General features: G+C 62.6%; 23 protein-coding genes and 1 tRNA gene. 10 read left to right on the forward strand and 14 right to left on the reverse strand.

The window, feature by feature from the left end:
• Nucleotides 1-76 precede the first annotated feature (76 nt).
• On the reverse strand, nt 77-964 hold the full coding sequence (argB, locus tag C6558_RS01930) for an acetylglutamate kinase (RefSeq protein WP_025425742.1): 888 nt from the start codon (nt 962-964) through the stop codon (nt 77-79).
• 156 nt (nt 965-1,120) lie between these two features.
• Here argB and C6558_RS01935 point away from each other — a divergent pair, with 156 nt between their 5' ends.
• From C6558_RS01935 to msrB, 4 genes are all read left to right on the forward strand, one after another.
• The gene (locus C6558_RS01935; protein WP_025425743.1) at nt 1,121-1,660 is read left to right on the forward strand and encodes a sigma-70 family RNA polymerase sigma factor; all 540 of its coding nucleotides are present in this window, start codon (nt 1,121-1,123) and stop codon (nt 1,658-1,660) included.
• A complete protein-coding gene (locus C6558_RS01940) occupies nt 1,657-2,379 on the forward strand; it encodes an anti-sigma factor domain-containing protein (RefSeq protein ID WP_025425744.1) in 723 nt (240 codons plus the stop codon). The genes C6558_RS01935 and C6558_RS01940 overlap by 4 nt, the downstream gene beginning before the upstream one ends.
• 205 nt (nt 2,380-2,584) lie before the next feature.
• Complete coding sequence (locus C6558_RS01945) at nt 2,585-3,142, forward strand: fasciclin domain-containing protein (RefSeq protein ID WP_025425745.1); 558 nt, start codon at nt 2,585-2,587, stop codon at nt 3,140-3,142.
• A 266-nt stretch (nt 3,143-3,408) separates the two neighbouring features.
• Nucleotides 3,409-3,864, forward strand: a complete 456-nt coding sequence (gene msrB / locus C6558_RS01950; protein WP_371412231.1) for a peptide-methionine (R)-S-oxide reductase MsrB — start codon at nt 3,409-3,411, stop codon at nt 3,862-3,864.
• A gap of 152 nt (nt 3,865-4,016) precedes the next feature.
• On the opposite strand, the gene C6558_RS01955 is transcribed toward msrB, so the two are convergent.
• From C6558_RS01955 to rpmH, 5 genes are all read right to left on the reverse strand, one after another.
• Nucleotides 4,017-4,556 carry a DUF1269 domain-containing protein gene (locus C6558_RS01955; RefSeq protein WP_025425747.1) on the reverse strand — a complete coding sequence of 180 codons (540 nt, stop codon included), beginning with the start codon at nt 4,554-4,556 and terminating at the stop codon, nt 4,017-4,019.
• A 119-nt stretch (nt 4,557-4,675) separates the two neighbouring features.
• Complete coding sequence (gene yihA, locus C6558_RS01960) at nt 4,676-5,329, reverse strand: ribosome biogenesis GTP-binding protein YihA/YsxC (RefSeq protein WP_025425748.1); 654 nt, start codon at nt 5,327-5,329, stop codon at nt 4,676-4,678.
• Nucleotides 5,330-5,521: 192 nt separating this feature from the next.
• Nucleotides 5,522-7,318, reverse strand: a complete 1,797-nt coding sequence (gene yidC, locus C6558_RS01965) for a membrane protein insertase YidC (RefSeq protein ID WP_025425749.1) — start codon at nt 7,316-7,318, stop codon at nt 5,522-5,524.
• Nucleotides 7,318-7,716, reverse strand: coding sequence for a ribonuclease P protein component (rnpA, locus tag C6558_RS01970; RefSeq protein ID WP_025425750.1), 399 nt, complete (start codon nt 7,714-7,716; stop codon nt 7,318-7,320). The genes yidC and rnpA overlap by 1 nt, the downstream gene beginning before the upstream one ends.
• A gap of 20 nt (nt 7,717-7,736) precedes the next feature.
• On the reverse strand, nt 7,737-7,871 hold the full coding sequence (gene rpmH / locus C6558_RS01975; RefSeq protein WP_081788836.1) for a 50S ribosomal protein L34: 135 nt from the start codon (nt 7,869-7,871) through the stop codon (nt 7,737-7,739).
• Nucleotides 7,872-8,259: 388 nt separating this feature from the next.
• Here rpmH and C6558_RS01980 point away from each other — a divergent pair, with 388 nt between their 5' ends.
• From C6558_RS01980 to C6558_RS02000, 5 genes are all read left to right on the forward strand, one after another.
• On the forward strand, nt 8,260-10,263 hold the full coding sequence (locus C6558_RS01980) for a methyl-accepting chemotaxis protein (protein ID WP_025425751.1): 2,004 nt from the start codon (nt 8,260-8,262) through the stop codon (nt 10,261-10,263).
• Between the two features lie 243 nt (nt 10,264-10,506).
• Nucleotides 10,507-11,307: a TVP38/TMEM64 family protein gene (locus tag C6558_RS01985; protein ID WP_025425752.1), complete on the forward strand. Its 801-nt coding sequence runs from the start codon at nt 10,507-10,509 to the stop codon at nt 11,305-11,307.
• A 16-nt stretch (nt 11,308-11,323) separates the two neighbouring features.
• A complete protein-coding gene (locus tag C6558_RS01990; RefSeq protein WP_025425753.1) occupies nt 11,324-12,748 on the forward strand; it encodes an NAD(P)/FAD-dependent oxidoreductase in 1,425 nt (474 codons plus the stop codon).
• A 22-nt stretch (nt 12,749-12,770) separates the two neighbouring features.
• Complete coding sequence (locus tag C6558_RS01995) at nt 12,771-14,252, forward strand: HAMP domain-containing sensor histidine kinase (RefSeq protein WP_025425754.1); 1,482 nt, start codon at nt 12,771-12,773, stop codon at nt 14,250-14,252.
• 161 nt (nt 14,253-14,413) lie between these two features.
• Nucleotides 14,414-14,490: transfer RNA gene (locus C6558_RS02000), tRNA-Arg, on the forward strand.
• 159 nt (nt 14,491-14,649) lie between these two features.
• On the opposite strand, the gene C6558_RS02005 is transcribed toward C6558_RS02000, so the two are convergent.
• From C6558_RS02005 to C6558_RS02040, 8 genes are all read right to left on the reverse strand, one after another.
• The gene (locus C6558_RS02005; protein ID WP_025425755.1) at nt 14,650-15,120 is read right to left on the reverse strand and encodes an aminoacyl-tRNA deacylase; all 471 of its coding nucleotides are present in this window, start codon (nt 15,118-15,120) and stop codon (nt 14,650-14,652) included.
• Between the two features lie 592 nt (nt 15,121-15,712).
• Nucleotides 15,713-16,150 (reverse strand): DUF1810 domain-containing protein, encoded by a 438-nt coding sequence (locus tag C6558_RS02010; RefSeq protein ID WP_198956827.1) that lies wholly within the window; start codon nt 16,148-16,150, stop codon nt 15,713-15,715.
• A 204-nt stretch (nt 16,151-16,354) separates the two neighbouring features.
• Nucleotides 16,355-17,341 (reverse strand): aldo/keto reductase, encoded by a 987-nt coding sequence (locus C6558_RS02015; protein WP_025425758.1) that lies wholly within the window; start codon nt 17,339-17,341, stop codon nt 16,355-16,357.
• A gap of 97 nt (nt 17,342-17,438) precedes the next feature.
• Nucleotides 17,439-18,023 (reverse strand): YigZ family protein, encoded by a 585-nt coding sequence (locus C6558_RS02020; protein WP_025425759.1) that lies wholly within the window; start codon nt 18,021-18,023, stop codon nt 17,439-17,441.
• A 170-nt stretch (nt 18,024-18,193) separates the two neighbouring features.
• Nucleotides 18,194-21,901, reverse strand: coding sequence for a trifunctional transcriptional regulator/proline dehydrogenase/L-glutamate gamma-semialdehyde dehydrogenase (putA, locus tag C6558_RS02025; RefSeq protein ID WP_025425760.1), 3,708 nt, complete (start codon nt 21,899-21,901; stop codon nt 18,194-18,196).
• Nucleotides 21,902-22,090: 189 nt separating this feature from the next.
• Nucleotides 22,091-22,405 (reverse strand): YkgJ family cysteine cluster protein, encoded by a 315-nt coding sequence (locus tag C6558_RS02030; RefSeq protein ID WP_025425761.1) that lies wholly within the window; start codon nt 22,403-22,405, stop codon nt 22,091-22,093.
• Nucleotides 22,406-22,715: 310 nt separating this feature from the next.
• Nucleotides 22,716-23,522 (reverse strand): phosphodiesterase, encoded by an 807-nt coding sequence (locus tag C6558_RS02035; RefSeq protein WP_025425762.1) that lies wholly within the window; start codon nt 23,520-23,522, stop codon nt 22,716-22,718.
• Nucleotides 23,523-23,651: 129 nt separating this feature from the next.
• Entirely contained in the window at nt 23,652-24,512 is an 861-nt protein-coding gene (locus tag C6558_RS02040; RefSeq protein ID WP_025425763.1) for a tetratricopeptide repeat protein, read from the reverse strand.
• Between the two features lie 231 nt (nt 24,513-24,743).
• Here C6558_RS02040 and C6558_RS02045 point away from each other — a divergent pair, with 231 nt between their 5' ends.
• A complete protein-coding gene (locus C6558_RS02045) occupies nt 24,744-25,364 on the forward strand; it encodes a FecR domain-containing protein (protein WP_025425764.1) in 621 nt (206 codons plus the stop codon).
• Nucleotides 25,365-25,366: the final 2 nt, after the last annotated feature.

The following is a 25,366-nucleotide window of genomic DNA, read 5'->3' on the forward strand; positions in this document are numbered from 1 at the left end:
CAATCAGCCCAAAACAAAAGCGGGATGCGGCCTGAAAACCGCATCCCGCTTTTTCGTGTTTTCGGTTTGCTGTCGATCAGGGAACGATCAGCGTGCCGGCACCGCGCTCGGTGAAGATTTCGAGCAGCACGGAATGCGCCGTCTTGCCGTTGAGGATGACGACGCCCTGGACGCCGGCCTTGATCGCATCAATGCAGGTTTCGACCTTCGGGATCATGCCGCCGGAAATCGTGCCGTCGGCGATCAGCGCCCGTGCCTGCGCTACGGACAGTTCCTTGATCAGCTTGCCTTCCTTGTCGAGCACGCCGGGAACGTCGGTGAGGAACAGGAGCCGCGTGGCGTTCAGCGCACCGGCAATTGCACCGGCAAAGGTGTCGGCGTTGATGTTGTAGGTGTGCCCGTCGCGGCCAGGTGCCACCGGCGCGATCACCGGGATCATCTCCGAGCGGGCGAGCAGGTCAATCAGGGTACGGTCGACCTCGACGACCTCACCGACGAAACCGAGATCGAGCACGCGTTCGATGTTGGAATCCGGATCCTTGATGGTCTTGCGTGCCTTTTCGGCAAAGACCATGTTGCCGTCCTTGCCGCAAAGGCCGATCGCCCATTCGCCGGTCTGGTTGATGAGGGCGACGATTTCCTTGTTGATCGAGCCGGCCAGAACCATCTCGACGATCTCGACGGTCTTTTCGTCGGTGACGCGCAGGCCGCCTTCGAACTTCGATTCGATGCCCATCTTCGTCAGCATCGCGCCGATTTGCGGGCCACCGCCGTGCACGACGATCGGGTTGACGCCTGACTGCTTCAACAGAGCGATGTCGCTTGCAAAGGCTCGGCCCAATTCGGCGTTGCCCATGGCGTGGCCGCCATATTTGACGACGATCGTCTTGTTCTCGTAGCGCTGCATGTAGGGCAGGGCCTGGGTGAGCAGGCGTGCCTGGATTTCACTTTCATTAGCGGACATGGCGGACCCTCGAAAAATACCGGCTGCTGTTTAACGCAAGTTTCCCGTCGATGGAATGATCGGCGAGCAACATAAAACAGCAATGACGATGCGCGCTGGCGGATAGCGATTTGTGCTCTATGTCCTATCTCAAGAATGCATCGGGTCGGGTTGGCAATGATCGACGAGGAAATTTCCGGACTGCTCGGCCGTGTTGCGCTCAGGGATCGTGCGGCCTTTGCCGAACTTTACCGGCTGACCAGCCCGAAACTTTTCGCCATTTGCCTGCGTATCCTGAGAGACCGAAGTGAAGCGGAAGAAACGCTCCAGGAAATCTACGTCAGAATCTGGCAGCACGCCGACCGTTTTTCGCCCGGCCAGTCAACGCCGATGTCCTGGTTGGCGGCGATTGCGCGCAACCGTGCCATCGATCTGATCCGGGCGCGAAAACCCGTAGCCAACGCGATTGACGAAGCCTACGATTTGGCTGATCCTGCTGCCGATCCGGAAAAATCGGCAGTGGTCAGAGCAGAGGGCAGGCGGATCGATGCGTGCATGGAGGAGCTCGAAACCGATCGGGCGGACGCCGTGCGGCGTGCCTATGTCGAAGGTCTGAGCTACCAGGAACTGGCTGAAATGTACGCTGTGCCGCTGAACACGATGAGGACTTGGTTGAGGCGCAGCCTGTTGAAGTTGAGAGAGTGCATGGAGCGATGACAGCGTCCACCCCAGACAAAGGAGATTTCCGCCGCGACGAGGTGATCGCCGGGGAATATGTGCTGGGTGTGCTATCCGCCGACGACCGCCGCAAAGTCGAGGCCCGCCTTGCATCCGACCGCAATTTCGCCGCCATGGTGACGCGCTGGCAAAACAATCTCTCCTCCTTCGACGAAGCCTATGATCCCGTCGTGCCGCCGGCGCGGATTTTCGCGGCGATCGAGCGCCGGCTCTTCGAAACGGCCCCGCCTGCCGCGGCCCCGGTGCGGGCAGGCATATGGCAATCGCTTGCGCTCTGGCGTGGTCTCGCACTCGCCTCGCTTGCTGCCGTCGCCGTCATGGGCGCGTCCATGGCAGGGCTGTTTGCACCGCCGTCCGGCGGCCGGCCGCTTGTCGCCGAAATGACCGGCAAGGGCATTTCGGTCGATCTCGTCGCCCGTTTCGATCGCGAGACCGGCCATCTCCGGGTGACGCCGGTTGCCGCACAGCAGGCCGAGCAAAAATCGCTGGAGCTGTGGCTCATCAACGGCGACAACCCGGCCGTTTCCCTCGGCGTGCTGCCCCAGACCGGCGAAGGCGAGATCATCATCGCCCCGGCCATGCGCGGGAAATTCTCGCGCGGTTCGGTTCTGGCCGTCAGTATCGAGCCGCTTGGCGGTTCGCCGACCGGATCGGCCACCGGCCCGATCATCGCGCTCGGCAAGGCCCGCGATCTCTAACTCAGCGCACGCGGGCCTTCCCGGTCCTGCAGCGTCGGTCGCTTCTCACGTCGTTTTTCGCCCAACCGACCGGCAATCCGAAAATTCCTGAAACTCTTTTTCCAAGGCTTCCGTTGCTTGTCATGTTCCCGGGGAGGGAACGGCAATTTCAACGAGGCGGCTGGGTGTCGCCTCCCTGACAGGTTCAACAGGAAGGAAGACCAAGATGTTCACCTATGGAATCCGTTCGTTCGCTGCCATCACCATACTGACCGCAAGTGCGGCAATCGCCCATGCCGAGAACCCGATGGTCGGTGGCGCGGCGATGTATGCGGACAAGAATATCGTCGAAAACGCCGTCAACTCGAAGGATCACACCACGCTGGTGGCGGCGGTCAAGGCGGCCGGGCTGGTCGAGACCCTCCAGGGCAAGGGGCCGTTCACCGTCTTCGCGCCGACGAACGAGGCTTTCGAGGCCTTGCCGACCGGCACGGTCGACACGCTCCTGAAGCCGGAAAACAAGGACAAGCTGACCAAGGTTCTGACCTGCCATGTCGTCTCCGCCGACGCGATGTCCTCGGCGATCGCCAAGATGGTCAAAGGCGATGGTGGCGAACACGACGTCAAGACGGTTGGCGGCTGCGTTCTCCAGGCCAAGGATGACGGCGGCAAGATCACACTCACGGACGAGACCGGCGGCACGGCCACGGTCACCATCGCCGACGTCAAGCAGTCAAACGGCGTGATCCACGTTATCGACAAGGTGCTGCTGCCGAAGGGCTGAGCTCTCGCTTCCTCCGGATCGCCGCGGCAGACATTCGCAGGCGATCCGCCGCCGGGGTCTCATCCGTGGCGCGCCGGCGCTTCTGCCACCGATCGCTTGCGATCGGTGGCCTTTCAACCCGGCTTCTTCACGGCGCTTTGATCGGTCTTGTTTTGCCGCGTGACAGGCCGGCCGCTATCTTCGACCTCGGCAGCGTCAAGGGGCATGACAAGGAGGGTTCGATCGTGAACCGGCGGAATTTTCTGATTTTTGGCGGGACACTAAGCGTGATCGCGATCGCGGCGGCAAAGGGGTTTCCGCTGGCGGCGCGCCCAGCCTCGGCCGAAACGTTCGAGGTCACGAAGACCGATGCCGAATGGCGGGCGATCCTGACCGACGAACAGTATCGGATACTGCGCCAGGAGGACACCGAGCGTCCGTTTACCAGCGCGCTCAACAATGAAAAGCGCAAGGGCACGTTTCAATGCGCCGGTTGCGCGCTCCCTGTCTATTCCTCCGAAGCCAAATATGACAGCGGCACCGGTTGGCCGAGTTTCTGGCAGTCCCTGCCGGGCGGCGTGGCAACGCGCGAGGACAACGCACTGTTCATGACGCGAACGGAATGCCACTGCCATCGCTGCGGCGGACATCTCGGCCACGTCTTCGACGATGGCCCGCCGCCAACCGGCAAACGCCATTGCATCAATGGTTTCGCGCTGACATTCGTTGCGGCGAGCGCCTAGGAGCACTTCCAGGAGAAGTGCGAATCGGTTTTCCGGCAGGAAATGCGCGAAAACAAAAAGATGGTAGTTCTGCGACTCCGTTTAAGCCGAACGCACTAGCGCCCGTTCCTGCGGTCGACGATGCGCCCGCAGGAAGATCGCGCTGATGCGGCTCAGAACGTTCCGGCTTGCGGCGAAGGCGTCTGGGCGTCGGAGAGCGCCGCCTGGAGCTTCTGCTCCTGCTCGGGCGACAGCGATGTTTTCAGCACGCGGCCGCGCAGGCCTGAGAATTCGGCCAGGACCTTTTCCGGCTGCACCTTGCGCACCAGGACGAACAGCGCCGACGAGTTGTTCGGGATGGTGTTGCCGAGCGACTTGATGAATTCGTCGTCGATGCCGTAGTCGGTCAGCGAGCCGGAGAGCGCACCGGCGCCGGCGCCGAGCGCGCCGCCGATGGCAAAGCCAGCGAGTGGATTGAGGAACAGCAACCCGACGAGCCCGCCCCAGATGGAGCCGGACAAGAGACCGGAGGTCGCCCCGATCGCGGTCAGGTTGAGGCTCTGCTTGAGGTGGACCTTGCCTTCTGCGTCGCGCACGACGACGACGGCGTCCTCGAGATCGATCAAATATTCCTTCTTGAGGCCGGCGAGCTTGACGAGAACCTTGTCGGCCTCTTCAGGCGTGTCGAATCCCACAACGATCAAATCGGACATGTGTCTCTCCTATCCTTGACGCTATCGCGCAAGGAAACGCGCGACCGCACGGCAGAGATAGAGCGGTTTGCATGTCAGAGTAGTGACGGAGATCAAAGACTTTCGGGCGATCGTCGCTCTCAGCGCGAAAGCGCAAGCTCGATCGTCGCGCGAAGCTCATCGATGCCCTCTCCCTTTTCCGAGGAGGTGGAGAGGATTTCGGGAAATGCGGCGGGGTGCTTCTTGATCTTCTCGAGCGTCTCGGCGATCAGCCGCGGCACGCCGGCGGCCTTGATCTTGTCCGTCTTGGTCAGGATGATCTGGTAAGAGACGGCCGCCTTGTCGAGCAGCGACAGCACGTCCTCGTCGTTCTTCTTGATGCCGTGGCGGGAGTCGATCAGCACGTAGACGCGCTTCAGCGTCGCGCGGCCGCGCAGATAGTCGAACACCAGTTTGGTCCAGGCATCCACCTGTTCCTTCGGCGCCTGGGCATAGCCGTAGCCGGGCATGTCGACCAGCGCCATCGGCGGCAGATCGCCCGCTTCACCGGAATAGCCGTCGGGCACGAAGTAGTTGAGTTCCTGGGTGCGTCCGGGCGTGTTGGATGTGCGCGCCAAGCCCTTCTGGCCGACCAGCGCATTGATCAGCGACGACTTGCCGACATTCGATCTGCCGGCAAAGGCAATTTCGGTCGGTCCTTCCGGCGGCAGGAACTTCATCGCCGGGACGCCGCGAATGAAAATCCACGGCCGGCCGAACAGCGGCTTGTCGTCTTTTGTCTTTGTGTCGGCCATCGATGTTCATTCCTTCGTCAAGATTGGCTTTGGCTTCACGGTTTTGGCCGGCGATGTCAAGCTTTCGGCTCGGCGCAGCTATCGAACCGGCGGGATTTGCTGGCGCAGCCCCTCGACGGTGAGCTTAGAGCGGCCGAACGAAAAAGCCCCGGACCGAGGTCCGGGGCCTTGTGAAGGCTCTGTCTGCCGGCGTCACTCCGCCGGCTTGGGTTTCTTCGAGAACAGGTTCTTCAGATTGTCGAACAGCTCGATCTTCACGCCCTGGCGCTTCATGATGATCGACTGCTGCAGCACCGAAAGCGTGTTGTTCCAGGCCCAATAGATCACCAGACCGGCCGGGAACGAGGCCAGCATGAAGGTGAAGACAACGGGCATCCAGGTGAACAGCATCGCCTGGGTCGGATCGGGCGGCGTCGGGTTCATGCGCATCTGCACGAACATGGTGATGCCCATGATGATCGGCCAGACGCCGAGGTGCAGGAAGGACGGCGCGTCGAACGGCAAGAGGCCGAAGAGGTTGAAGATCGTCGTCGGATCCGGCGCGGACAGGTCGTGGATCCAGCCGAAGAACGGTGCGTGGCGCATCTCGATGGTGATGTAGATCACCTTGTAGAGCGCGAAGAACACCGGGATCTGGATGAGGATCGGCCAGCAGCCCGCGAGCGGATTGATCTTCTCGTCCTTGTAGAGCTGCATCATTGCCTGCTGCAGGCCCATGCGGTCGTCGCCGAACTTCTTCTTCAGCTCTTCCATCTTCGGCTGAACCTTCTTCATGTTCGCCATCGAAGAGTACTGCTTGTTGGCAAGCGGGAAGAACAGCAGCTTGACGACGATTGTCGTCGTCAGGATGGCGATGCCGAAGTTGCCGAACAGACGGAAGAAGAAATCCATCATTTTGAACATCGGCTTGGTGATGAAGTAGAACCATCCCCAATCGATCAGCTTGTCGAAGTTAGGGATAGAATAGGCGGCCTCATAGTTGTCGACGACGGGCACTTCCTTGGCGCCGGCAAATACGAGGTTCTTGAGTTCCGAGGACTGACCGGCGGCAATGGTGATTGCGTCGCTCTTGTAGTCGCTCTGATAGCGGGCGCGGCCATCTGTGAAGTGCGAGAAGCGGGTCTCGTAAGGCGTCGCCTGCGGCGGAACGATCGTTGCGGCCCAATACTTGTCGGTGATGCCGAGCCAGCCGCCCGTCGCCTTGCCGGGTTCGATCGCCTTGTCGTCCTCGATCTTCGAATAGCCGACTTCCTGCAGGCCATGATCGCCGATGACCCCGATGAAGCCTTCATGCAGAACATAGACGCTCGGTGTCGTCGGCTTGTTGAAGCGCGTCACACGACCGTAGGAGGAGAGCGACACCGGTTCTGCGGCACCGTTCTTGATGCTGTCGACCACCTGGAACATGTAGCGTTCGTCGATCGAGATCGTCCGGTTGAAGGTGATGCCCTTCTCGTTGGTGAAGCTCAGCGTCACCGGCGTTGCGGGCGTCAGCTTGTCGCCGCCCGAAAGCGTCCACACGGTCTGCGGGCCGGGCACGCTGCCGCTTGCCGCATCGCCGACATAACCGATTTCGGTGAAGTAACCGTCGGTGGTCTCAGCCGGGCTGAACAGGGTGATGATCGGGCTCTGCTTGCTGACGGTCTCGTGATAGGCCTTGAGCTTGAGATCGTCGAAGCGCGCGCCGGTCAGGTTGATGGAGCCGGAAACCGCAGGCGTGTCGATGGCAACGCGCGCCGACTTGGCAAGCGCCTTGTCGCGGTTTTCGCCCGTCCCGGGAACTGTGCCGCCAGGCAGGGCCTGACCGGTCGCCGGCTGTTGAGCCGTGGTGCCCGGCTGCGATTGGGTCTGCTGAGCCTGCTGGGCCTGCAGCGCTTCCGCAGCGATGCGTTCCTTTTCCATCTTCGGATTGACGTAAAGGAACTGCCAGGCGACGAGGATCAGCACGGACAGGCCAATCGCCACGAAATAGTTGCGGTTTTTTTCCATCATTGTTTCCTGGAACCGGCCGGCGGCCGCTTCTGTTTCGGCTTGTTTTCGATGCGCTCGCCAAGCCCCCGGGTCAAGGCGTCGAAGGGGGCATTCAGGAGATCGCGTCGGGCGACAATCACATAGTCGTGTCCGGGTTTCATTGCAAACCCGGCGGAAAGCCGCACCGCCTCTTTCAGGCGTCGGCGCATCCGGTTTCGCTCGACGGCATTGCCGTGTTTCTTGGTAACGGTGAAGCCGACGCGGGCCTCTCCCTCCGGATCGTTGCGGTCGAGCACTTCGAGGAGAAACAGCGGGCCTCTACGGCTTTCTCCTGCCCGAACGGCCAAAAACTGCGGACGGCTTTTCAGCCGCCCGACAGTCGTTTTGTCTTTATCTGACGTCATGTGCCCGGACACTGGTTTCGGGCAACTTCGGCTTAAGCCGAAAGACGCTTGCGGCCACGAGCCCGGCGGGCTGCGAGGACCTTCTGGCCACCCGAGGTGGACATGCGTGCACGGAAGCCGTGACGGCGCTTGCGAACAAGCTTGGACGGTTGGTAAGTACGCTTCATTTATTTTAATACCGCGGTGTGCGGCCCTTCTTGGGTTTGCATGTAGCAAGGAGCGTTTACGTTCCGGACATAGCTCCGCCTGTCGGGCAGGCAGGCTTGGCCGGACGTGGGCGGCTTATAAAGGCAAATTTCCCGGAAAGTCAATCACGCGAGGCCTTCGATGGGCAAAAGTGATCGCATCCCGATATCCGGGCGACCTCGATTTCGCAGGCACAAGCCGCGACGCACTATCTCAGACTGGTAAACAGGGAGCTAACCGGCACTCCCCAGAATGCCGGCCGGCCACCGCGATCTTTATTAACCATGAATGTTTTAGCGTGACTGCGGTGCAATGAGGCCGCGACCCTTCCGATAACCGGGCAAGTCTTGCGGTGTCGTGGAGGCAGGGATGAAAATACGTGGTAAGATCAATCTGATCGTCGGGGTAATGAGCCTCCTGGCGATCGCGGTGACCGGCATGTCGCTGCTGGTGGTTTCTCAATACAACAGCCGGTTCCATCAGTACCAGAACGCTTCTGAGCGTGCCTTCAACGGCGAGCATCTCAATCGACTGGTGACCGGCGTCGTCATGGAAGCGCGCGGAATCTACGCAGCGCCCACCATCGAAAAGGCAAAGCCCTTCGCCGAAGGCATTCTGAAGAACCTCGAAAAAATCGATGCGCTGTTTGCCGAGTGGCGACCCCTGGTGCCGGCCGACAAGCTCGGCTCGTTCGATGCGCTGGTCAAGCGCGCTGAGGAGTTCAAGACGTTCCGCGTCGAAACCGCGCGTCTTGGCCAGGAGGTATCGCCGCAGGCGGCCAACGAGCAGGGCAACACCGACGCCAACCGCGCCAACCGCAAGGCCTTCCAGGGCGAGATCGACGCCGTCGTCGAAGCCAACCTGGCAACGCTCGAGACCGTCAAGGCTGACATCGCTTCGTTCGAACGTTCGGTCATCGTCATCATTCTCGGCATCGCCGGGCTCGGGCTCGCCGTCGGTATCGGCACCGCCTTCTATATCGGCACCAATCATCTGAGCCGTCCGATCCTCGATCTCACCGGCAAGATGAAGCTGCTCGCCGGCGGCGATCTTTCCGCCAACGTACCCTTTGCCGACCGCAAGGACGAAATCGGCGAGATGGCTGCGGCCGTGCAGATCTTCAAGCAGAATGGCCTTGCCGTTCGCGATCTCAACGCCCAGGAAGCGGCGCTGCGCGAAAAGAGCGCCGATCTGCAGATGAGCATCGGCGTCGTCGTCTCGGCTGCGGCCGCCGGCGATTTCACCAAGCGCATCGGCAAGGACTACGAGAACGACGATCTCAATCGTTTTGCGTCGAGCGTCAACGAACTCGTCGGCAGCGTCGATGCCGGCATTGCCGAAACGCGCCGCGTCGTCGCCAGCCTTGCCGCCGGCGACCTGACCCAGAGCATGAACGGCCAGTTCCATGGCGCCTTCGCCGAATTGCAGAAGAACGTCAACGAGACGCTGTCGACGCTGCAGAAGACGCTGCGCGAAGTGCGTGTCACCACGGACTCGATCAACGGCAATTCGTCCGAGCTTCGCTCCGCCGCCGACGATCTGTCGAAGCGCACCGAGCAGCAGGCCGCAGCACTCGAAGAGACGTCTGCGGCACTCGACGAGATCACCGTCGCCGTCAGGAGTTCGACCGAGCGGGCGCAGGAAGCGACCGTAATGGTCAACGAAGCCAAGGAAAGCGCTGCCGAATCGGCCGCAGTCGTGCGCAACGCGGTCGAGGCCATGGGCCGGATCGAGCAGGCATCGAGCGAGATCGGCCAGATCACCAATGTCATCGACGAGATCGCCTTCCAGACCAACCTGCTGGCGCTGAATGCCGGCGTCGAGGCTGCCCGTGCTGGTGATGCCGGTAAAGGCTTTGCCGTTGTCGCTCAGGAAGTTCGCGAGCTTGCTCAGCGTGCGGCCAGTGCTGCCAAGGACATCAAGGCCCTGATCTCGAAGTCGGGCTCGGAAGTCGCAACCGGCGTCCGGCTCGTGCAGGAAACCGGCGCGGCGCTTGGCGAGATCGAGGAGCGCGTGCTCAAGATCAACGATCATATCCACTCGATCGCAACGGCCGCACGCGAACAGTCGACCGGCCTCGGCGAAGTCAGCACCGCCGTCAACCAGATGGACCAGGTCACCCAGCAGAACGCCGCCATGGTGGAAGAGGCGAATGCCGCGACCCACAAGCTGTCGGCGGAAGCCAACAACCTTGCGAGCCTGATCGCCTACTTCAAGCTCGACGGCACTTCGGCGGCACGCACGATCGCACCGGCGCGGGAAACCAGCCGTCCGGTGGATTCGCCCGCCCGCCGGATGATGGGCAACGTCGCCCGCGCCTTCAGCGGCGGATCTTCGGCGGCCGTCGCCAGGGACAACTGGGAAGAGTTCTGATCCGACCAGTTTGACGGATCGCACCAATCGACGCCCGCGGACGACTGACGTCTCCGCGGGCGTTTTCCGTGGATAATCTGCAATCATCGCCCCGTCGTTGCCGCCACGCTCTCGTGTAACGGCAACGTGAGTTGTCTTGTCGGCCCGTTCACGCTGTCGTTTTGCAACGCGACCATTCGTTATTGGTCTCCGGTATGGATTGCCGATACTGCAAGGAAAGACTTTTCCAAGAAACGAAATCACATGAACCGAAGCGCCATCAACAGAGCCGGGGATGCCCGTCCAACGCCGTCGGAGGCACCGGACGAGGGCTCGCCCGAAGACCGCGGCAAGGTCGCGTGGCGTCTGGTGCTGTTGGCCCTTCTTGTCGCCGGCGGGTTTGCCTCCTATGCCTTCGGACTTCAGCGTTATCTGTCTCTGAGCGCACTCGTCCATCACCGTGAGGCGTTGCGCCTCTATGTCGAAGCCTATCCGCTTCAGGCCGCCGGTCTGTTTTTCCTGGTCTACGTAGCAGTGGTGGTCTTCTCGATCCCGGCTGCTTCGGTTCTGACGATCTTTGCCGGCTTTCTCTTCGGCTGCGCCGGTGGCGGCCTTCTCGTCGTTGCAGCCGCGACGCTCGGCTCGTGCCTGTTGTTTCTGGCGGCCCGCAGCATGTTCGGCGATCTCCTGCGGCGGCGTGCCGGGCCATTCCTCGCGCGTTTTGCCGATGGTTTCTGCCGCAATGCGTTTCTCTATCTTCTCGTCCTGCGGCTCACGCCGATCTTCCCGTTCTTCGTCGTCAACATCGCGCCCGCCTTCTTCGAGGTGAGATTGAGAACGTTTGCGATGGCAACTCTGATCGGTATCGTTCCCGCCACCTTCGCCTATGCCTGGCTCGGCGGTGGGCTCGACGAGGTGATCGCCAGTTCGGCTGCCGTTGGCCGCGAGCTGTCGGTGTCGGATTTCGCAACGCCGAAATTGACCTTGGCGCTTGTGGTATTAGCGTTGTTTGCGGCATTGCCACTCGCTTTCAAGCGGGTATGGTCGCGCCGCAAGGCTGTTTGACGGGTACGGGGCAGGCGTGGCGAAAGTCATCAATCCGGATATCTGCGTGATCGGTGGCGGTGCCGCCGGGCTTTCCGTGGCGGCGGGTGCCGCCGCCTTCGGTGTTCCCGTGGTCCTGATCGAACGCGGCACCATGGGTGGGGATTGCCTCAACCACGGATGCGTGCCGTCGAAGACGCTGATTGCCGTCGCCAGGCACGCGCAGGCGATCCGTATGGCGGGTCGCTTCGGTCTGGCCGCTGGCCAACCCGTCGTCGACTATCAACGCCTTCATGCCCGCATCCACGAGGTCATTGCCGGTATCGCTCCGCACGATAGCGTCGAGCGCTTTACCGGCCTCGGCGTCGAGGTGCTGCAATCCTCGGCCCGGTTCGTCGATGAAAATACCGTTGCCGCCGGAGACCATCTCGTCCGCGCCCGCCGTTTCGTCGTCGCCACCGGCTCGTCGCCGGCGATCCCTGATATTCCGGGCCTCGACAAAGTGTCGTTCCTGACCAACGAGACGCTGTTCGATCTGACCCGGCTTCCGGCCCATTTGATCATTGTCGGTGCGGGTCCTGTTGGCATCGAGATGGCGCAGGCCTATCGCCGGCTTGGCGCCGGCGTCACCGTCATCGAGAGCCGGCGCGCGCTTTCGGATGCCGATCCCGAGCTTTCATCGATCGCGATTGCCGCACTTCGGCACGGGGGCGTGGTCCTGCACGAGGCAACGACGATCCTTGGCGCCGAGCAGGATGGCGGGCGGGTCGTTCTGCGATGCGAGAATGGAGGCGGCGTTTTCCAGGTCGAAGGCAGCGATCTCCTGATTGCCGCCGGTCGTCGGCCGAACCACGCATCGCTCGGCCTTGCCGCCGCCGGCATCGACCACAATGCGAAAGGCATAGAGGTCGGGCCCAACCTTCGCACCAGCAATCGCCGCGTCTATGCGATCGGCGATGTCGCAGGCGGGCTGCAGTTCACCCATGTGGCGAGCTATCATGCACGGCTGGTGCTGCAGCAGATGCTGTTTCGATTGCCGGCGCGGGAAGATCGGACGATTGTGCCGAAGGTCACCTACTCCGATCCGGAAATCGCCGAGGTTGGATTGAGCGAGACGGAGGCGCGGGAAAAATTCGGCGCCGTCGACGTCATCAGGACCGATCTTGCCGCAGGCGACCGTGCCCGCACGGACGGGGTCGAGGCTGGCGTGATCAAGATCGTCGCCGGCCGCCGCGGACGCATCCTCGGTGTCGGCATTGCCGCCCCAGGTGCAGGGGAGCTGATCAACATGTGGTCGCTTGCGGTCGCCAACGGCATGACGCTGAAACAGGTCCGCGGCTATGTCGCACCCTATCCGACCCTTTCCGAGATTGGAAAACAGGCGGTCATCTCCTATTATGCGCCCTTGGCGAGGAAGGCGGTCGTGCGGTCCGCCATCAGGGCCTTGCGGTATTTCGGCTGACGGACAGGGATTTTTCGGGACGATGAGCGAAGAGGCGCAGCCGACGACGGTGAGTGAAGCGCCGCGAACCGCAGCGGGCTTCCTCCGCGGGCTCTCGGGCAAGCTGCTGTTGCTGACGATCGTTTTCGTCATGCTGGCCGAGGTGCTGATCTTCGTGCCGTCGGTCGCAAACATGCGCATCCGCTGGCTGCAGGATCGGCTGAACACCGTCGCTGCCGCCGCCGTCGTCGTCGACGGCCTGCAGAATGTCGAGCTGCCCCGAAACGTGCAGGACGACACGCTGATGGCAACGGGCACCAAGGCGATCGTCATTCGCCGCAAGGATGCCTCGCGGATGATCGCTGCCGCCGACATGCCATCAGAGATCGACGGCGAATACGACACCGCCAATTTCACCGCCTTGGCGGCGATCCGCGATGCCTTCGATACGCTGCTGTTCGGTGGCAACCGGGTGGTGCGCGTCTACGGGCCGCTCGGTGAAAGCGACGCGGTGATCGAGCTGGTCATGGCTGATGCCAGCCTGCACAAGGCGATGCTCGTCTATTCCCGCAACGTGTTCTTCCTGTCGATCATCATCTCGCTGATTACCGCGACGTTGATCTTCCTTGCGATCAACCGGATGCTGATCGTGCCGATCCGGCGAATGACGGCGAGCATGCAGGAATTCTCCAACGATCCGTCCAATCCGGCGCGCGTGCTCGTTCCGCCGGAGGGGCGCGACGAACTCGCGGTCGCCGGCCAGCATCTGGCGAGCATGCAGCGCGAGCTGCAGAAGACGCTGAAGCAGCAGAAGAGCCTTGCCGAGCTTGGCCTGGCGGTGTCGAAGATCAACCACGACATGCGCAATATCCTGTCGTCGGCGCAGCTGATCTCCGACCGTCTCGCCGATGTCGATGATCCCGTCGTCAAGCGCTTCGCACCGACGCTGCTGCGGGCGATCGACCGGGCCGTCGGCTATACCCGCGAGGTTCTTTCCTATGGCCGTACCACCGAGGCCGAACCGCACCGCCGGTTCGTCGCCCTCAAGCCGCTGGTCTCCGATGTCGCCGAGCTGCTTTCGATCGATCCGCAATCCGGCATCGAATTCCAGATCCAGGTGCAGGACGACCTTGAGGTCGACGCCGACAGCGAGCAACTGTTCCGGGTGGTGCACAATATCTGCCGCAACGCCGTCCAGGCGCTGACGAATCACGAGGCCGAGGACGGGCGGCCACGCGTCGTCAGCGTTTCGGCGATGCGCATGGGCAGTGTCGTCACCATTTCCGTCGACGATACCGGCCCAGGCATGCCGGCAAAGGCCCGCGAAAATCTTTTTGCAGCCTTCCGCGGCTCGGCGCGCTCGGGCGGCACCGGTCTTGGCCTGGCGATTGCACGCGAATTGGTGCTCGCCCATGGGGGAACGATTGCCCTTGTGGAAAAGCCTACGCCCGGAACGCTTTTTCGCATCGAATTACCGGACCGCCCGGTGCCGCTCGATGCATTTCGCTCCAAAGCCCGGCATTGAAGGGGTTCGCGGGTGAGATTGCGCGCTGATTTCGCCGTGAAAATCCACAGCTTGAAACCGCGTCGTCGTAAAAATGAAATTTTTTGCCGAGCGGCGCTTGCAATCCCCGAAAGGACCCTTTAGAGAACCGCTCACGCAAGCGGTTCGACCGCTTCAGGCAAGCACCCGTAGCTCAGCTGGATAGAGCACCAGACTACGAATCTGGGGGTCAGGAGTTCGAATCTCTTCGGGTGCGCCAACAATTTCAAAGCCTTAACTGAAGGCGCTTCTCCAGCATTCCCTACAGCGTCGCGCGTCTTATTGGACGCGCAAAGGACGCTGTAGCACTTTGACTTGCCCCCGCAGGCACCAACTCCACGTCGTCCTCTGCGAGGTGTACGATGCAGGATTGCGGCGTCTACGGCAGGTGGCTGAAGCGGGCGACCTGCGCATCCTTCATCAGGCTGCGAAAGTTAGGTCCGGTGACGTGCACCAGTGTCTTGTGGTCGCCGCCTTCGAAATAGACGTCGCTGGCGTCTTCGAGGCTTTCGTCGAGGATCACCGGTACATCGTAGGCCGATCCGATCGGCGGCACCGCGCCAATGTCGCAATCGGCGAAAAGCGAACAGACCTCCTCCTCCGAGGCGAGGCCAAGGCGTCTGTTCATAACACTCTGCAATGTGGAGAGCTCGATCCGGTGCGTACTCGGAACAACGGCGAGGACGTACCCCATTTCGTGGTGTACGACCACGGACTTGGCCAGTCTGCTGCCCGGAACATGCGCGGCGCGCGCCGACTGGCTGGTCGTTGCCGTACGATGGTGCGCGACGGTGTCGTAGGCGACACCCTCGCCGTCGATATAGTCCTGAAGTTTCCTTGCGATAGTCATCGTTGGGCGCCCCTTGTGTTACGTTGTGACGCATAAGAAGACATTTTCCTCTCATCGCCTGCGAAGTCAACGACGAGCCTATGGTCGCAAGCGTGCGCGCGCTTCGGTTGATTGAGCATCCGGCTACGTTTGCGAGGCGTTTTCGTCGGCGCTTCACTAGCGCCGCGATCAAAAAAAACCGCGCTGGTTCTCCGTTCCATCCGATCGTGATGCGCCTCGGCGGAGCCGTAAGAACAGTTGTAATAAATCTATATATTAGTATAATGTAACTTACAGGCTGCGCGCTTGCGTTGCGCCTGATGGGGGCGGAAGAGAGCGATCCGGAGGCGTCTGCGGCGGCCGGAAAAAGGGGGCATCCTCACGATCTTTTGAAGCCTGCGACTGAAAAATGGCCGGTCCGATTCCCATATAAAAGGGAGCCGTACGGCTGATGGAAGGAGGTGCCCGATGTATCGTTATATGATGAAAGAGCTGCTGGTGATCGTAGCCGGGCTTTCCGTCTGCGCTTTCGTGATCCTGTTCTTCCTCGCGAGCGCCGCGCACGGCGTCTAACGCGATCCGCGGGCTGAATGCCCCTGGCGCTTGTGCGCCGTCATGGCGAAGGCGGGCCGAGCAGGTCGAGCGTTCGTCGATCCTCTTCCCCGGCAAAATAGAAACTGAGGGCCTGCCCGAAGACGCTGCCTGTGTTTGCGGCCTTCGAAAACAGCGTCATCGACGAGCGGAATTTCATGTCATCAGGGCTTGCGAAGATTTCGTGTGCCGAACACCCGATCAGCCCGTTGACGGTCTCGGTGCATTCGACAAGCCTGGGCCCGAGGATTGGATGGGCGAGATAGGCCCTGGCCTCCGCGAGCCCGGAGATGGCGAAGCGCTGGGCCATCGGCGAATGCCCGAGGCCCGCAAGCTGGGGAAAGACGAACCACATCCAGTGGGTCTCTTTGCGGCCACGCCGCAATTCGTCGAGCGCTGCGGCATGGACGCGGCCCTGAGCGTCGACAAAGCGCTGCAGCACGAAAGGGTCTGCCATGATCGCTTCTCCCGCCCTGGCGCGCCTGTGTGCCCGCTACAGCGCCGCGCGTCTTATTAGACGTGCAAAGGTCGCTGTAGCACTTTGAATGGCTGCATGTTTTTATCCTTAAATCGAATAGGACTTAAGGAAACATGCAGTCGGGTGGTGTCCGCTGCCGCCGGTCGCGCCCATTGGCGGCGGCCCCATTGGCAGCTACGATACATCCTACCAGCGATGATGAACATGAACCTTGACCAGCCGCTCGTAAAGCGCGGCGATGGCGGCCTTGGCTTTTTCGTCGATGGCAGGCAGCGCGCTGGCAGCCGCATTGGATTGCGCCTGCGTCTCATTGCGGGCGCCAGGGATGACGACGGACACGGCATCCTGCTCCAGTATCCAGCGCAGGGCGAACTGCGCCATCGGCACGCCTGCGGGCACCAGCGGGCGAAGCTGCTCGACGGCTTCCAGTGCCGTCTCGAAGGGCACGCCTGCAAAAGTCTCGCCGACATCGAAGGCTTCACCGAAGCGGTTGAAGTTGCGATGGTCGTCGGCGGCAAACGCCGTGTCGCGGGTAATCTTGCCCGACAGCAGCCCGGAGGCGAGCGGCACGCGCACGATCACGCCGACATTCTTCTTCCTGGCTTCCGCGAAGAACAGATCCTGCGGCCGCTGGCGGAAGATGTTGTAGATGATCTGGACGGTGGCAACACCCGGATACTCGATCGCCTTCAGCGCTTCCTCGACCTTCTCGACCGAGACGCCGTAATTGCGGATCTTGCCCTTGGTGATGAGCTGGTCGAGCGCACCGAAAAACTCCGGACGGTAATAGACGTCGGTCGGCGGGCAGTGGAGCTGGACGAGATCCAGCGTTTCGATACCGAGATTGCTAAGACTGCGATCGATGAAGGCTTCGATATTGGCGCCGGTGTAGCCTTCGGTGACATGCGGGTTCAGCCTGCGTCCGGCTTTGGTGGCGACGAACGGCTTTTCGCCGCCGCGCTCCTTCAGGACGGCGGCAATGATCTTTTCAGACCGTCCGTCACCATAGACGTCGGCCGTGTCGACGAGGGTGACGCCGCTGTCGAGTGCGGCATTCAACGCGCGCTTGCCGTCCGTTTCGCTGACGTCGCCCCAGGAGCCGCCGATCTGCCAGGCGCCGAAGCCGATCTCCGAAATCGTCGCACCTGTCTTGCCCAGAACTCTCGTTTTCATGCAGATCATCTCCCTGGCGTCGAAATCGTTTTCGGATTGAATATTATTCGGTTTGCGGGTCGCTTTTATGATGGTTCGATCGGCAAGGGGAAGGCGATCAATCGTCGGTCGAAATGACCGCGCGGCCGCGGCTGAGATCGGTGACCATGGCAAGAATGCCGTCTGCTTCGTCCTTGCGCATGTCGACCGTCATTACCGGCCCCTTGTCGGTGAAGGTTTCGCCTGAGATCGTGACGTCACGGGCAAGAAGGCGGGCCTTGATCAGCGCCAGATCGGCAAAGTCGCAGGCGATGGTGGTGCGTATCGTCTCGATCATTTCGATCTTCTCGGCCGCCCGCAGGCAGAGCGCGGCGGTGCCGCCATAGGCGCGGATCAGGCCGCCGCTGCCAAGCAGGATGCCGCCGAACCAGCGGGTGACCACCACGACGACGCGGTCGAGCGACTGGCCATCGATCGCAGCGAGGATCGGCTTGCCCGCGGTCCCGCTCGGCTCGCCGTCGTCGTTGAAGCGATAGGCCTGGCCGATGCGCCACGCCCAGCAATTGTGGTTGGCGGTGGGATCGGAATGCTCAGCAAGGAAAGCCTTTGCCGCCTGCTCGTCGGGCACGGGCGCGCAGATTGCCAGAAACCGGCTCTTCTTGATTTCCTGCGTCGAGGTTTCTGTGTGCTTGAGGGTGAACATCCGCTGCTTCCGTTTGTTCAACGCTGATAGCGGATTGCTGCCAAATGCGCCATCCGGCGCACGCAGGTAGCGCGGTCGGCAAAGTCCGAAGCGGCGGACCGGAGCAATGAGAACTGATTTATCCCTCTCCCCCGTGGGGGAGAGGGCCGTACTTGTTGATGCAGGCCGGCTCAGCCGATCGCCATCAGGCTGGCATTGCCGCCGGCAGCGGCGGTGTTGATCGAGGTAGACACCTCTTCCAAGAGCCAGTTGAGGCAATAGGCGTCGGGGTTGCGGCCGATCTCGTCAGTCGAGGCGGCCTGGACCAGAACCAGCGGACCCGGCAGGCCGGCGATCACCTTGTTCACCTCACGCACACGCTCGCCGTCGCCTTCGACCAGTGCACCGGCGAAGGGGCCGTCCGCCGACCAATCCTTCGACCAGGACAGGCGGGTGGAAACACTTGCCGGCAAGGTCTTCAGCGAGGACTGCAGGCCCGACGCCGCGTCGATGACGACGGTGTTGCCGGTCGCCAGTGCCGCGCCGAGCTGGCGATAGAGGCCGGTCTCGGTGGCTGGCACCAGGAGCACGCGGCCGCGAGGATGCAGCGCATAGAGGTTACGCTCGCCAACCGGGCCTGGAAGCTCGGAGATGAGGCCGAGGGCCGAGTTGCTGCCGGCTGTGCGGGCGGCTTCGGCTTCCGCCTTGACACCCTTGCCGTCGAGCCATTTGGCGAAGTCGAGCAGCGCCGGATCGGTGTGGACGGAGCTGTGCTGCGGCGGCACCGGGGCGGTGGCGACGAGGCGGCCGAGATAGAGCGGACCGCCTGCTTTCGGGCCGGTGCCCGAGAGGCCACGACCGCCGAAGGGCTGTACGCCGACGACAGCGCCGATGACGTTGCGGTTGACGTAGAGGTTGCCGGCCTTCACGCGAGACGTGACGTGGGCAATCGTCTCGTCGAGGCGGGTGTGCAGGCCGAAGGTCAGGCCGTAGCCCGTCGCGTTGATATCGTCGATCAACCGGTCGAGATCGTCACGGCGGTAGCGGATGACGTGGAGAACGGGACCGAAGACCTCGCGCTTGAGGTCGGAGAGCTTTTCGAGCTCGACAATCGTCGGCGGCACGAAGGTACCGAGTTCGGTACCGGACGCGAGGCCGATCTGCTCGACCTTGCGACCCATGCCGCGCATGGTTTCGATGTGCTTCTCGATGATCCCCTGCGCTTCCGCGGTGATGACAGGGCCGACGTCGACGGAAAGCTTGTCCGTGCGGCCGATCTTCAGTTCGTGCAGCGCGCCCTTCAGCATCGCGAGGATGCGGTCGGCGACATCTTCCTGCAGGCACAAGACGCGCAGCGCCGAGCAGCGCTGGCCGGCGCTGTCGAAGGCCGAGGCGATCACGTCGCCGACGACCTGTTCGGCGAGCGCCGAACTGTCGACGATCATGGCGTTCTGGCCGCCGGTTTCGGCGATCAGCGGGATCGGCCGGCCCGACGGCGACAGCCGGTCGGCCAGCTGCGCCTGGATGAGGCGTGCGACTTCGGTCGAGCCGGTGAACATCACGCCGGCGATTTCAGGCGCGGCAACCAGTGCCGCACCGATGCGACCGTCACCGGGCAGGAGCTGCAGCGCGTCGGCCGGAATGCCGGCTTCGTGCAGGATGCGCACGCCCTCGGCGGCGATCAGTGGCGTTTCTTCCGCCGGCTTTGCCAGCACCGGGTTACCTGCGACGAGTGCTGCGGCAATCTGGCCGGCAAAGATCGCGAGCGGGAAGTTCCACGGGCTGATGCAGACGATTGGTCCGAGCGCCTTATGAGCAGGACCGAGTGTGCGGCGGGTCTGTTCGGCATAGTAGCGCAGGAAGTCGATCGCTTCGCGCACTTCGGCGATGGCGTTCGGCAGCGACTTGCCGGCTTCGCGCACGATCAGGCCGAGCAAAGTCGGCATGCGGGCTTGCATGATGTCGGCTGCACGCACGAGGCAGGCTGCACGCTCTGCCGGTGAAACCGCCGACCAGCTCGAGGCGGCCTTCGCGGCAAGGCTTGCGGCCTGGCGGGCGTCCGCTTCCGATGTCTCGGTGACGGCGCCGACGATATCGCGGTGGTCGCCGGGGTTGACGACCGGGCGGGTCTCGCCCGATGCAGGACCGGTTGCCAGTTGCGGCACCGCGCGCCAGTCGATGGCAGCACTGGCCTTGAGCGCTTCGGTTAGCGATGCGAGCGAGGTTTCGTTGGAAAGGTCGAGACCACCGGAGTTCGGGCGTGCATCGCCGAACAAACCGACCGGCAGGGCGATCTGCGCGTGCGTCGCGCCGACGACAGGCATGGCGCGCACGATGTCGACCGGATCGGCAACCAGTTCGTCGATTGAGACCTTCGGGTCGGCGATGCGGTTGACGAAGGAAGAGTTGGCGCCGTTTTCAAGCAGGCGGCGCACCAGGTAGGCCAGCAGCGTCTCGTGCGTGCCCACGGGCGCATAGATGCGGCACGGCCGGTCGAGATTGCCCTTGCCGACGACTTCGTCGTAGAGCGGTTCGCCCATGCCGTGCAGGCACTGGAACTCGTACTTGCCGACCTGGAAGTCCTTGCCGGCCAGTTCGTAGATGGTGGCGAGCGACTGAGCGTTGTGGGTGGCAAACTGCGGGAAGATCACGTCGGTTGCTGCCAGCAGCTTGCGGGCGCAGGCGATGTAGGAAACGTCGGTGTAGATCTTGCGGGTGTAGACGGGGAAGTCTTCCAGGCCGTCGAGCTGCGCGCGCTTGATCTCGGCGTCCCAATAGGCGCCCTTGACCAGCCGGACCATGATGCGGCGGCTCGCGCGGCGGGCGAGGTCGATGATGAAGTCGAGCACGAAGGGGCAACGCTTGCCATAGGCCTGGACCACGAAGCCCATGCCGTCCCAGCCGGCGAGATCCTTGTCGAGGCACAGTTCTTCGAGCAGGTCGAGCGAAAGCTCCAGCCGGTCGGCTTCCTCGGCGTCGATGTTGAGGCCGATGTCGTACTTCTTGGCAATGACCGCGAGTGCCTTCACCTTCGGCAGAAGCTCTTCCATGACGCGGGCCGACTGCGCGCGCACGTAGCGCGGATGCAGCGCCGAAAGCTTGATGGAGATGCCGGGGCCTTCGTAGATGCCGCGTCCGGCCGATGCCTTGCCGATGGCATGGATCGCCGTTTCGTAGTCCTTGTAATAGCGCTCGGCGTCTTCAGCCGTGGTCGCGGCTTCGCCCAGCATGTCGTAGGAGTAGCGGAAACCCTTCTGCTCGAGCGCGCGCGAGCGGCGCAGCGCCTCGTCGATGGTTTCGCCGGTGACGAATTGTTCGCCCATCATCCGCATCGCCATGTCGACGCCGCGGCGGATCACCGGTTCGCCGCAGCGGGCGATCAGGCGCGTCAGCGCGGCCGAAAGGCTGCGGTCGTTGACCGTCGACGTCAGCTTGCCGGTCACGACCAGACCCCAGGTCGCGGCGTTGACGAACAGCGAGCGGCCACCGCCCAGATGCGACTTCCAGTCACCGTCGGAAATCTTGTCGCGGATCAGCGCGTCGCGCGTTGCCGTGTCGGGAATGCGCAGCAGCGCCTCGGCCAGGCACATCAGCGCCACACCTTCCTGGCTCGACAGCGAGTATTCGTGCACCAGTCCTTCGACGCCGGAACCTTTATGTTTTGCGCGCAGGGCCTCGATCAGCTTGCGGGCGGTTCTGGCGGCTGCCTTCTGTGTCTCGGCCGGAAGCGTTGCTGCTTCGACGAGCGGCGGCAGCGCTTCGGTTTCCGGCCGGCGGTACGCGGCGGTGATCGCCTGGCGCAGCGTGCCTTGCGCGCGGATCGGCGGTGCGAAGTCGGCAAAGGGGGCCGGGGCCGCATCGGCCTTTGGGCTGGATTTTTGAAGCTGGGTCTGGCTCATCGAACGCGGTCCTCCGGAAGGCGGTGACAAGGCGCAATGCGCCTTGGATTTCGTGGGCAGAAAATACGCGTCGTCCCGCCGAACATCCATCCGGCAAATTTCGTCATTCTCGGAATGTTTCACTATCGCAGTGCCGGCAAACCGATGGGGATACGGAATGTAGGCTTGAGTGCCGGATGATCCGAAGTTCTACGCGGCCTGCCCGAAGTGCCGTTCGCGCGCCATCAGACACTCGTCGTCACCGGGCATGCAGGTGCGACAGACGATCGGCCTCACAGCGTAGATCTTGCAGGCGACATGCACCCCGAGCTTGCCGCCGAGTGCCGTGCAACGGTTGTCTTCGCAGCGCATGCCGCCGAGGTCGGCGGCGACGTACTCTTCCGGTATCAGGTCGAGTTCCTCGTCCGTCTCCATCGAGAATCGCGGCCAGTCGGAGGAGTAGGCGCAGCAGGCGCCGCAGCTCTGACAGTCGAGGATTTCATCGGTGGCGGTGGTTTGGGTCATGGGCCAACCTAGCATGAAGGCCCGGCGGCCGGAATGCCCCTCATACCAACCTGCACGGATATTGGCCCACTGCGTGGGACCGTCTGCGGTCGTCCGGGAAGGAGCGGACCTTAGAGCGATGCCTGGACATCGGTCGAGGATTGCGAGGCTGCCGGTGGCCGACAGGCGGCCCATCCGAAGGGCCGGGCGCTTTTGGCCTCCTGATAGCGTCGACAATCCTCACCGGACCGCGTGGTCCGGCTCCGGTTTTCTCCTTACAGGAAACCAAAATCGCGCCGGCTCAATGGGTCAATATCCGTGCAGGTTGGTATCAGGCGAAGGCAGCGTCCCGGCGGGCGATTTCGTAATCCTCGGTATGAACGAGAACGCCATCCTTCGTCACCACGGCAATGCCGTAGGCTGCTGGTTCATCGACTGAGAGCGAGGCATCCGGCGCATCGAACGGCATCGGCTGCTGGTGCACCGGGCTCTTGAAGACAGAGAAGGGTATGCCGCGGCTGGAACCGCTGATCGTGCGGTGCACATGGCCGGCGAAGATGTGGCGCACATTGCCGTGGTTCTTCACGAGCGCATAAAATTCCACTTCGTTGACGAGGCGGATCATGTCCATGCCGGTGAAGCCGGTGGCGTGCGGGGGATGATGCATGAAGATGAGCACCGGCCTGTCGCCGGCTTCTGCCAATTGGCGATCGAGCCAGGTAAGGCGTTTCTGGCACAGGAGCCCGGCATGGCTGTTGGGGTAGTCGTAGGGCGGCGCAAACAGCGTGTCGAGCAGGATCGCCCGGCAATCGCCAAAGTCGACCACTTGCTGCACGAAGCCATCGTCGTCCGTTACGGCGTCTGCAAAGACGTCGAGAAACACGTCGCGCCGGTCGTGGTTGCCGATCATGATGGCGGCCGGAGGCAGCAATTGATCGGTCAGCGTTTTCAGCCGCTCGTAGGAGGCGCGGTCGGCATGATGCGCGAGGTCGCCGGTGAAGATCACCCGGTCGGCATCCGCGTGGTAGCGGTTCACATGTGCGATACCGTTGGCCAGGCGCTGGTAGGGATCGAGGCCGATGATCGTCGTGCCCTCGGGCACCATGTGCAGGTCGGTAAAGATAATCAGTTTCGTCATTACATTTCCAGGCGAGGGGTGTCTTCCCGCCACGCTGTAGTGCGCCCGGCTGCACGTCAAGCTGCATCTTTGGGGGGAACCTGTCGGGACATAACGCGGACCGACCGGTTGAGGTCGGCTCGCAATGCGTCACTTGATGCGGCTGGTCTTGTCGAGCATGGCCGTCTCGAAATTGCTGCCGCCGCTGAGTTCGGCGAACTTGCGCTCAGCAAAGGCGTCGCCCTCGGCCGCGGCTTTGCGGAAGATGGCGCGCGCGGCCGATGAATCCTTGGTTACGCCTTCGCCGGTCTCCAGCATCAGGCCGAGATTGACCATCGCGTCGACATTGCCGCGCTCGACGGCGAGGCGATAGAAGCGCGCGGCCCTGGCGTTGTCTTCCGGCACCAGCTTGCCTTCATCCAGGATGACCGCGAGGTTGAATGCGGCGATGTCATCGCCGGCGAGCGTCGCCCGCTCGAACCATTCGATGGCGAGCTTGCCGTTGGCGGCGGTGCCCATGCCGTCGCGGTAGGCGACGCCGAGATTATAGGCAGCGAGGATATTGCCGGCTGCGGCGGCTTTCTGGTTGAGCGCGAATTCGGTCTTGATGTCGCCCTGTTCGCCGACAAGCACCGCATAGTTGGTCATCGCCAGCGCATGGCCGTGTTCGGCCGCTTCGCTGAGGATGCGCAGCGACTGGATCTTCTGGCCGGCCTTGTCGAGCACGCGGGCCAACTGGAACTCGATGCGGGCGCCGGCATGCTGGTTATAGGCCTCGCGGCAGGCCGAAAGGGCGATACCGATCTTCATGTCCTCGGTCGCAACTGCCGGGAAGGCCTGGTTGCGCTGCAGGTCGAAGATGCTGCCCGCCTCGCGGTCGCAGATGTCGACGGCCGAAAGTTCTGCCGCACGGGCGGGAGGAAGCGCGATTGCCGCAAGCGCCAGGAAGCTGACGATGGCGAGAAGCAATGCGTTGAAGATGCGAATGCCTGTTTTGCGCTGATTTTCCATGATGCTCTCCCCGTCTCTTGACGCGAACTTAGCCCGGTGGGTTCGCACTGCCTGTTCCGGCGGTAACAGCCGGATTGCTGGGGCTCTGGCGAAGTGGAGAGGTGGCAAGGAACGCACCATTGCGCGTTCGGCTTGTTTCCGCTGATATCGGGGATATCCTTTGGGAAAGCCGGACGCTCGAGGGCTCGAACGCGTCGAACAGGGAGAAGGACCATGATGGACCGGGAGCTGGTGCGGCAGATGCTGGTGAGCAGGCGCGTCGTCGTTGGTGGCCTGTTGTTGGCGGCCATGGGCGGCGGCGTGGCAACGACCATGGCGAGCCCGGTGATCGGCAAGGCAACGGAAATCCGCGGCGACGTTCGTCGTCGACAGACTGAGCAGGAAGAGGCTCTGGCTGTCGGTGCGCAGATCTTCGACAACGATCATGTGCGCACCGAGGCCGAAAGTTTCGCAACCCTGGCGCTTGGTGCCGACACCCGCGTCCTCTTGGGTGCTGAGACCGATCTGCTGGTCGACAGCTTCATTGCCGGCCAGGGCGGTACGCTCGAACTCGGCATCGGCCGAATGGTATTCGACCGCCCCGAGGGGCTGCCCAAGGTCGATGTTGCCGTCAGGACCGCTTTCGGCATGATCGGCGTGCGCGGCACCAAGTTCTTTTGCGGCCCGAGCCGTGTCGCCTTCGCCGTCTTCGTCGAGCATGGCAGCGTTGCGGTCGCCGCGGGCGGCGTAACGCAGATTGTCGCTGCGGGGCAGGGCGTCGAGTTCCGACAGCGAGGCGACGCGCCGAGCGACCCCGTCAACTGGGGACAGGCGCGGATCCGGGAAGCCTATGCCAGTGTTGGCCAACAGTAGCG

The sequence above is a fragment of the Ensifer sp. NM-2 genome (assembly GCF_003024455.1).
GTDB classification, from domain to species: Bacteria; Pseudomonadota; Alphaproteobacteria; order Rhizobiales; family Rhizobiaceae; genus Ensifer; species Ensifer canadensis.

What these genes read in the sequence shown, in the direction of transcription:
- putA (WP_025425760.1), bottom strand. Translation starts at nt 21,901, where the DNA reads ATGAGCCAGACCCAGCTTCAAAAATCCAGCCCAAAGGCCGATGCGGCC.
- C6558_RS02015 (WP_025425758.1), bottom strand. Translation starts at nt 17,341, where the DNA reads ATGAAAACGAGAGTTCTGGGCAAGACAGGTGCGACGATTTCGGAGATC.
- rpmH (WP_081788836.1), bottom strand. Translation starts at nt 7,871, where the DNA reads ATGAAGCGTACTTACCAACCGTCCAAGCTTGTTCGCAAGCGCCGTCAC.
- C6558_RS01935 (WP_025425743.1), top strand. Translation starts at nt 1,121, where the DNA reads ATGATCGACGAGGAAATTTCCGGACTGCTCGGCCGTGTTGCGCTCAGG.
- C6558_RS02005 (WP_025425755.1), bottom strand. Translation starts at nt 15,120, where the DNA reads ATGACTATCGCAAGGAAACTTCAGGACTATATCGACGGCGAGGGTGTC.
- C6558_RS02035 (WP_025425762.1), bottom strand. Translation starts at nt 23,522, where the DNA reads ATGACGAAACTGATTATCTTTACCGACCTGCACATGGTGCCCGAGGGC.
- C6558_RS01940 (WP_025425744.1), top strand. Translation starts at nt 1,657, where the DNA reads ATGACAGCGTCCACCCCAGACAAAGGAGATTTCCGCCGCGACGAGGTG.
- C6558_RS01955 (WP_025425747.1), bottom strand. Translation starts at nt 4,556, where the DNA reads ATGTCCGATTTGATCGTTGTGGGATTCGACACGCCTGAAGAGGCCGAC.
- C6558_RS02020 (WP_025425759.1), bottom strand. Translation starts at nt 18,023, where the DNA reads ATGTTCACCCTCAAGCACACAGAAACCTCGACGCAGGAAATCAAGAAG.
- argB (WP_025425742.1), bottom strand. Translation starts at nt 964, where the DNA reads ATGTCCGCTAATGAAAGTGAAATCCAGGCACGCCTGCTCACCCAGGCC.
- C6558_RS01985 (WP_025425752.1), top strand. Translation starts at nt 10,507, where the DNA reads ATGAACCGAAGCGCCATCAACAGAGCCGGGGATGCCCGTCCAACGCCG.
- yihA (WP_025425748.1), bottom strand. Translation starts at nt 5,329, where the DNA reads ATGGCCGACACAAAGACAAAAGACGACAAGCCGCTGTTCGGCCGGCCG.
- C6558_RS01995 (WP_025425754.1), top strand. Translation starts at nt 12,771, where the DNA reads ATGAGCGAAGAGGCGCAGCCGACGACGGTGAGTGAAGCGCCGCGAACC.
- C6558_RS01945 (WP_025425745.1), top strand. Translation starts at nt 2,585, where the DNA reads ATGTTCACCTATGGAATCCGTTCGTTCGCTGCCATCACCATACTGACC.
- C6558_RS01980 (WP_025425751.1), top strand. Translation starts at nt 8,260, where the DNA reads ATGAAAATACGTGGTAAGATCAATCTGATCGTCGGGGTAATGAGCCTC.
- C6558_RS02040 (WP_025425763.1), bottom strand. Translation starts at nt 24,512, where the DNA reads ATGGAAAATCAGCGCAAAACAGGCATTCGCATCTTCAACGCATTGCTT.
- yidC (WP_025425749.1), bottom strand. Translation starts at nt 7,318, where the DNA reads ATGGAAAAAAACCGCAACTATTTCGTGGCGATTGGCCTGTCCGTGCTG.
- C6558_RS02030 (WP_025425761.1), bottom strand. Translation starts at nt 22,405, where the DNA reads ATGACCCAAACCACCGCCACCGATGAAATCCTCGACTGTCAGAGCTGC.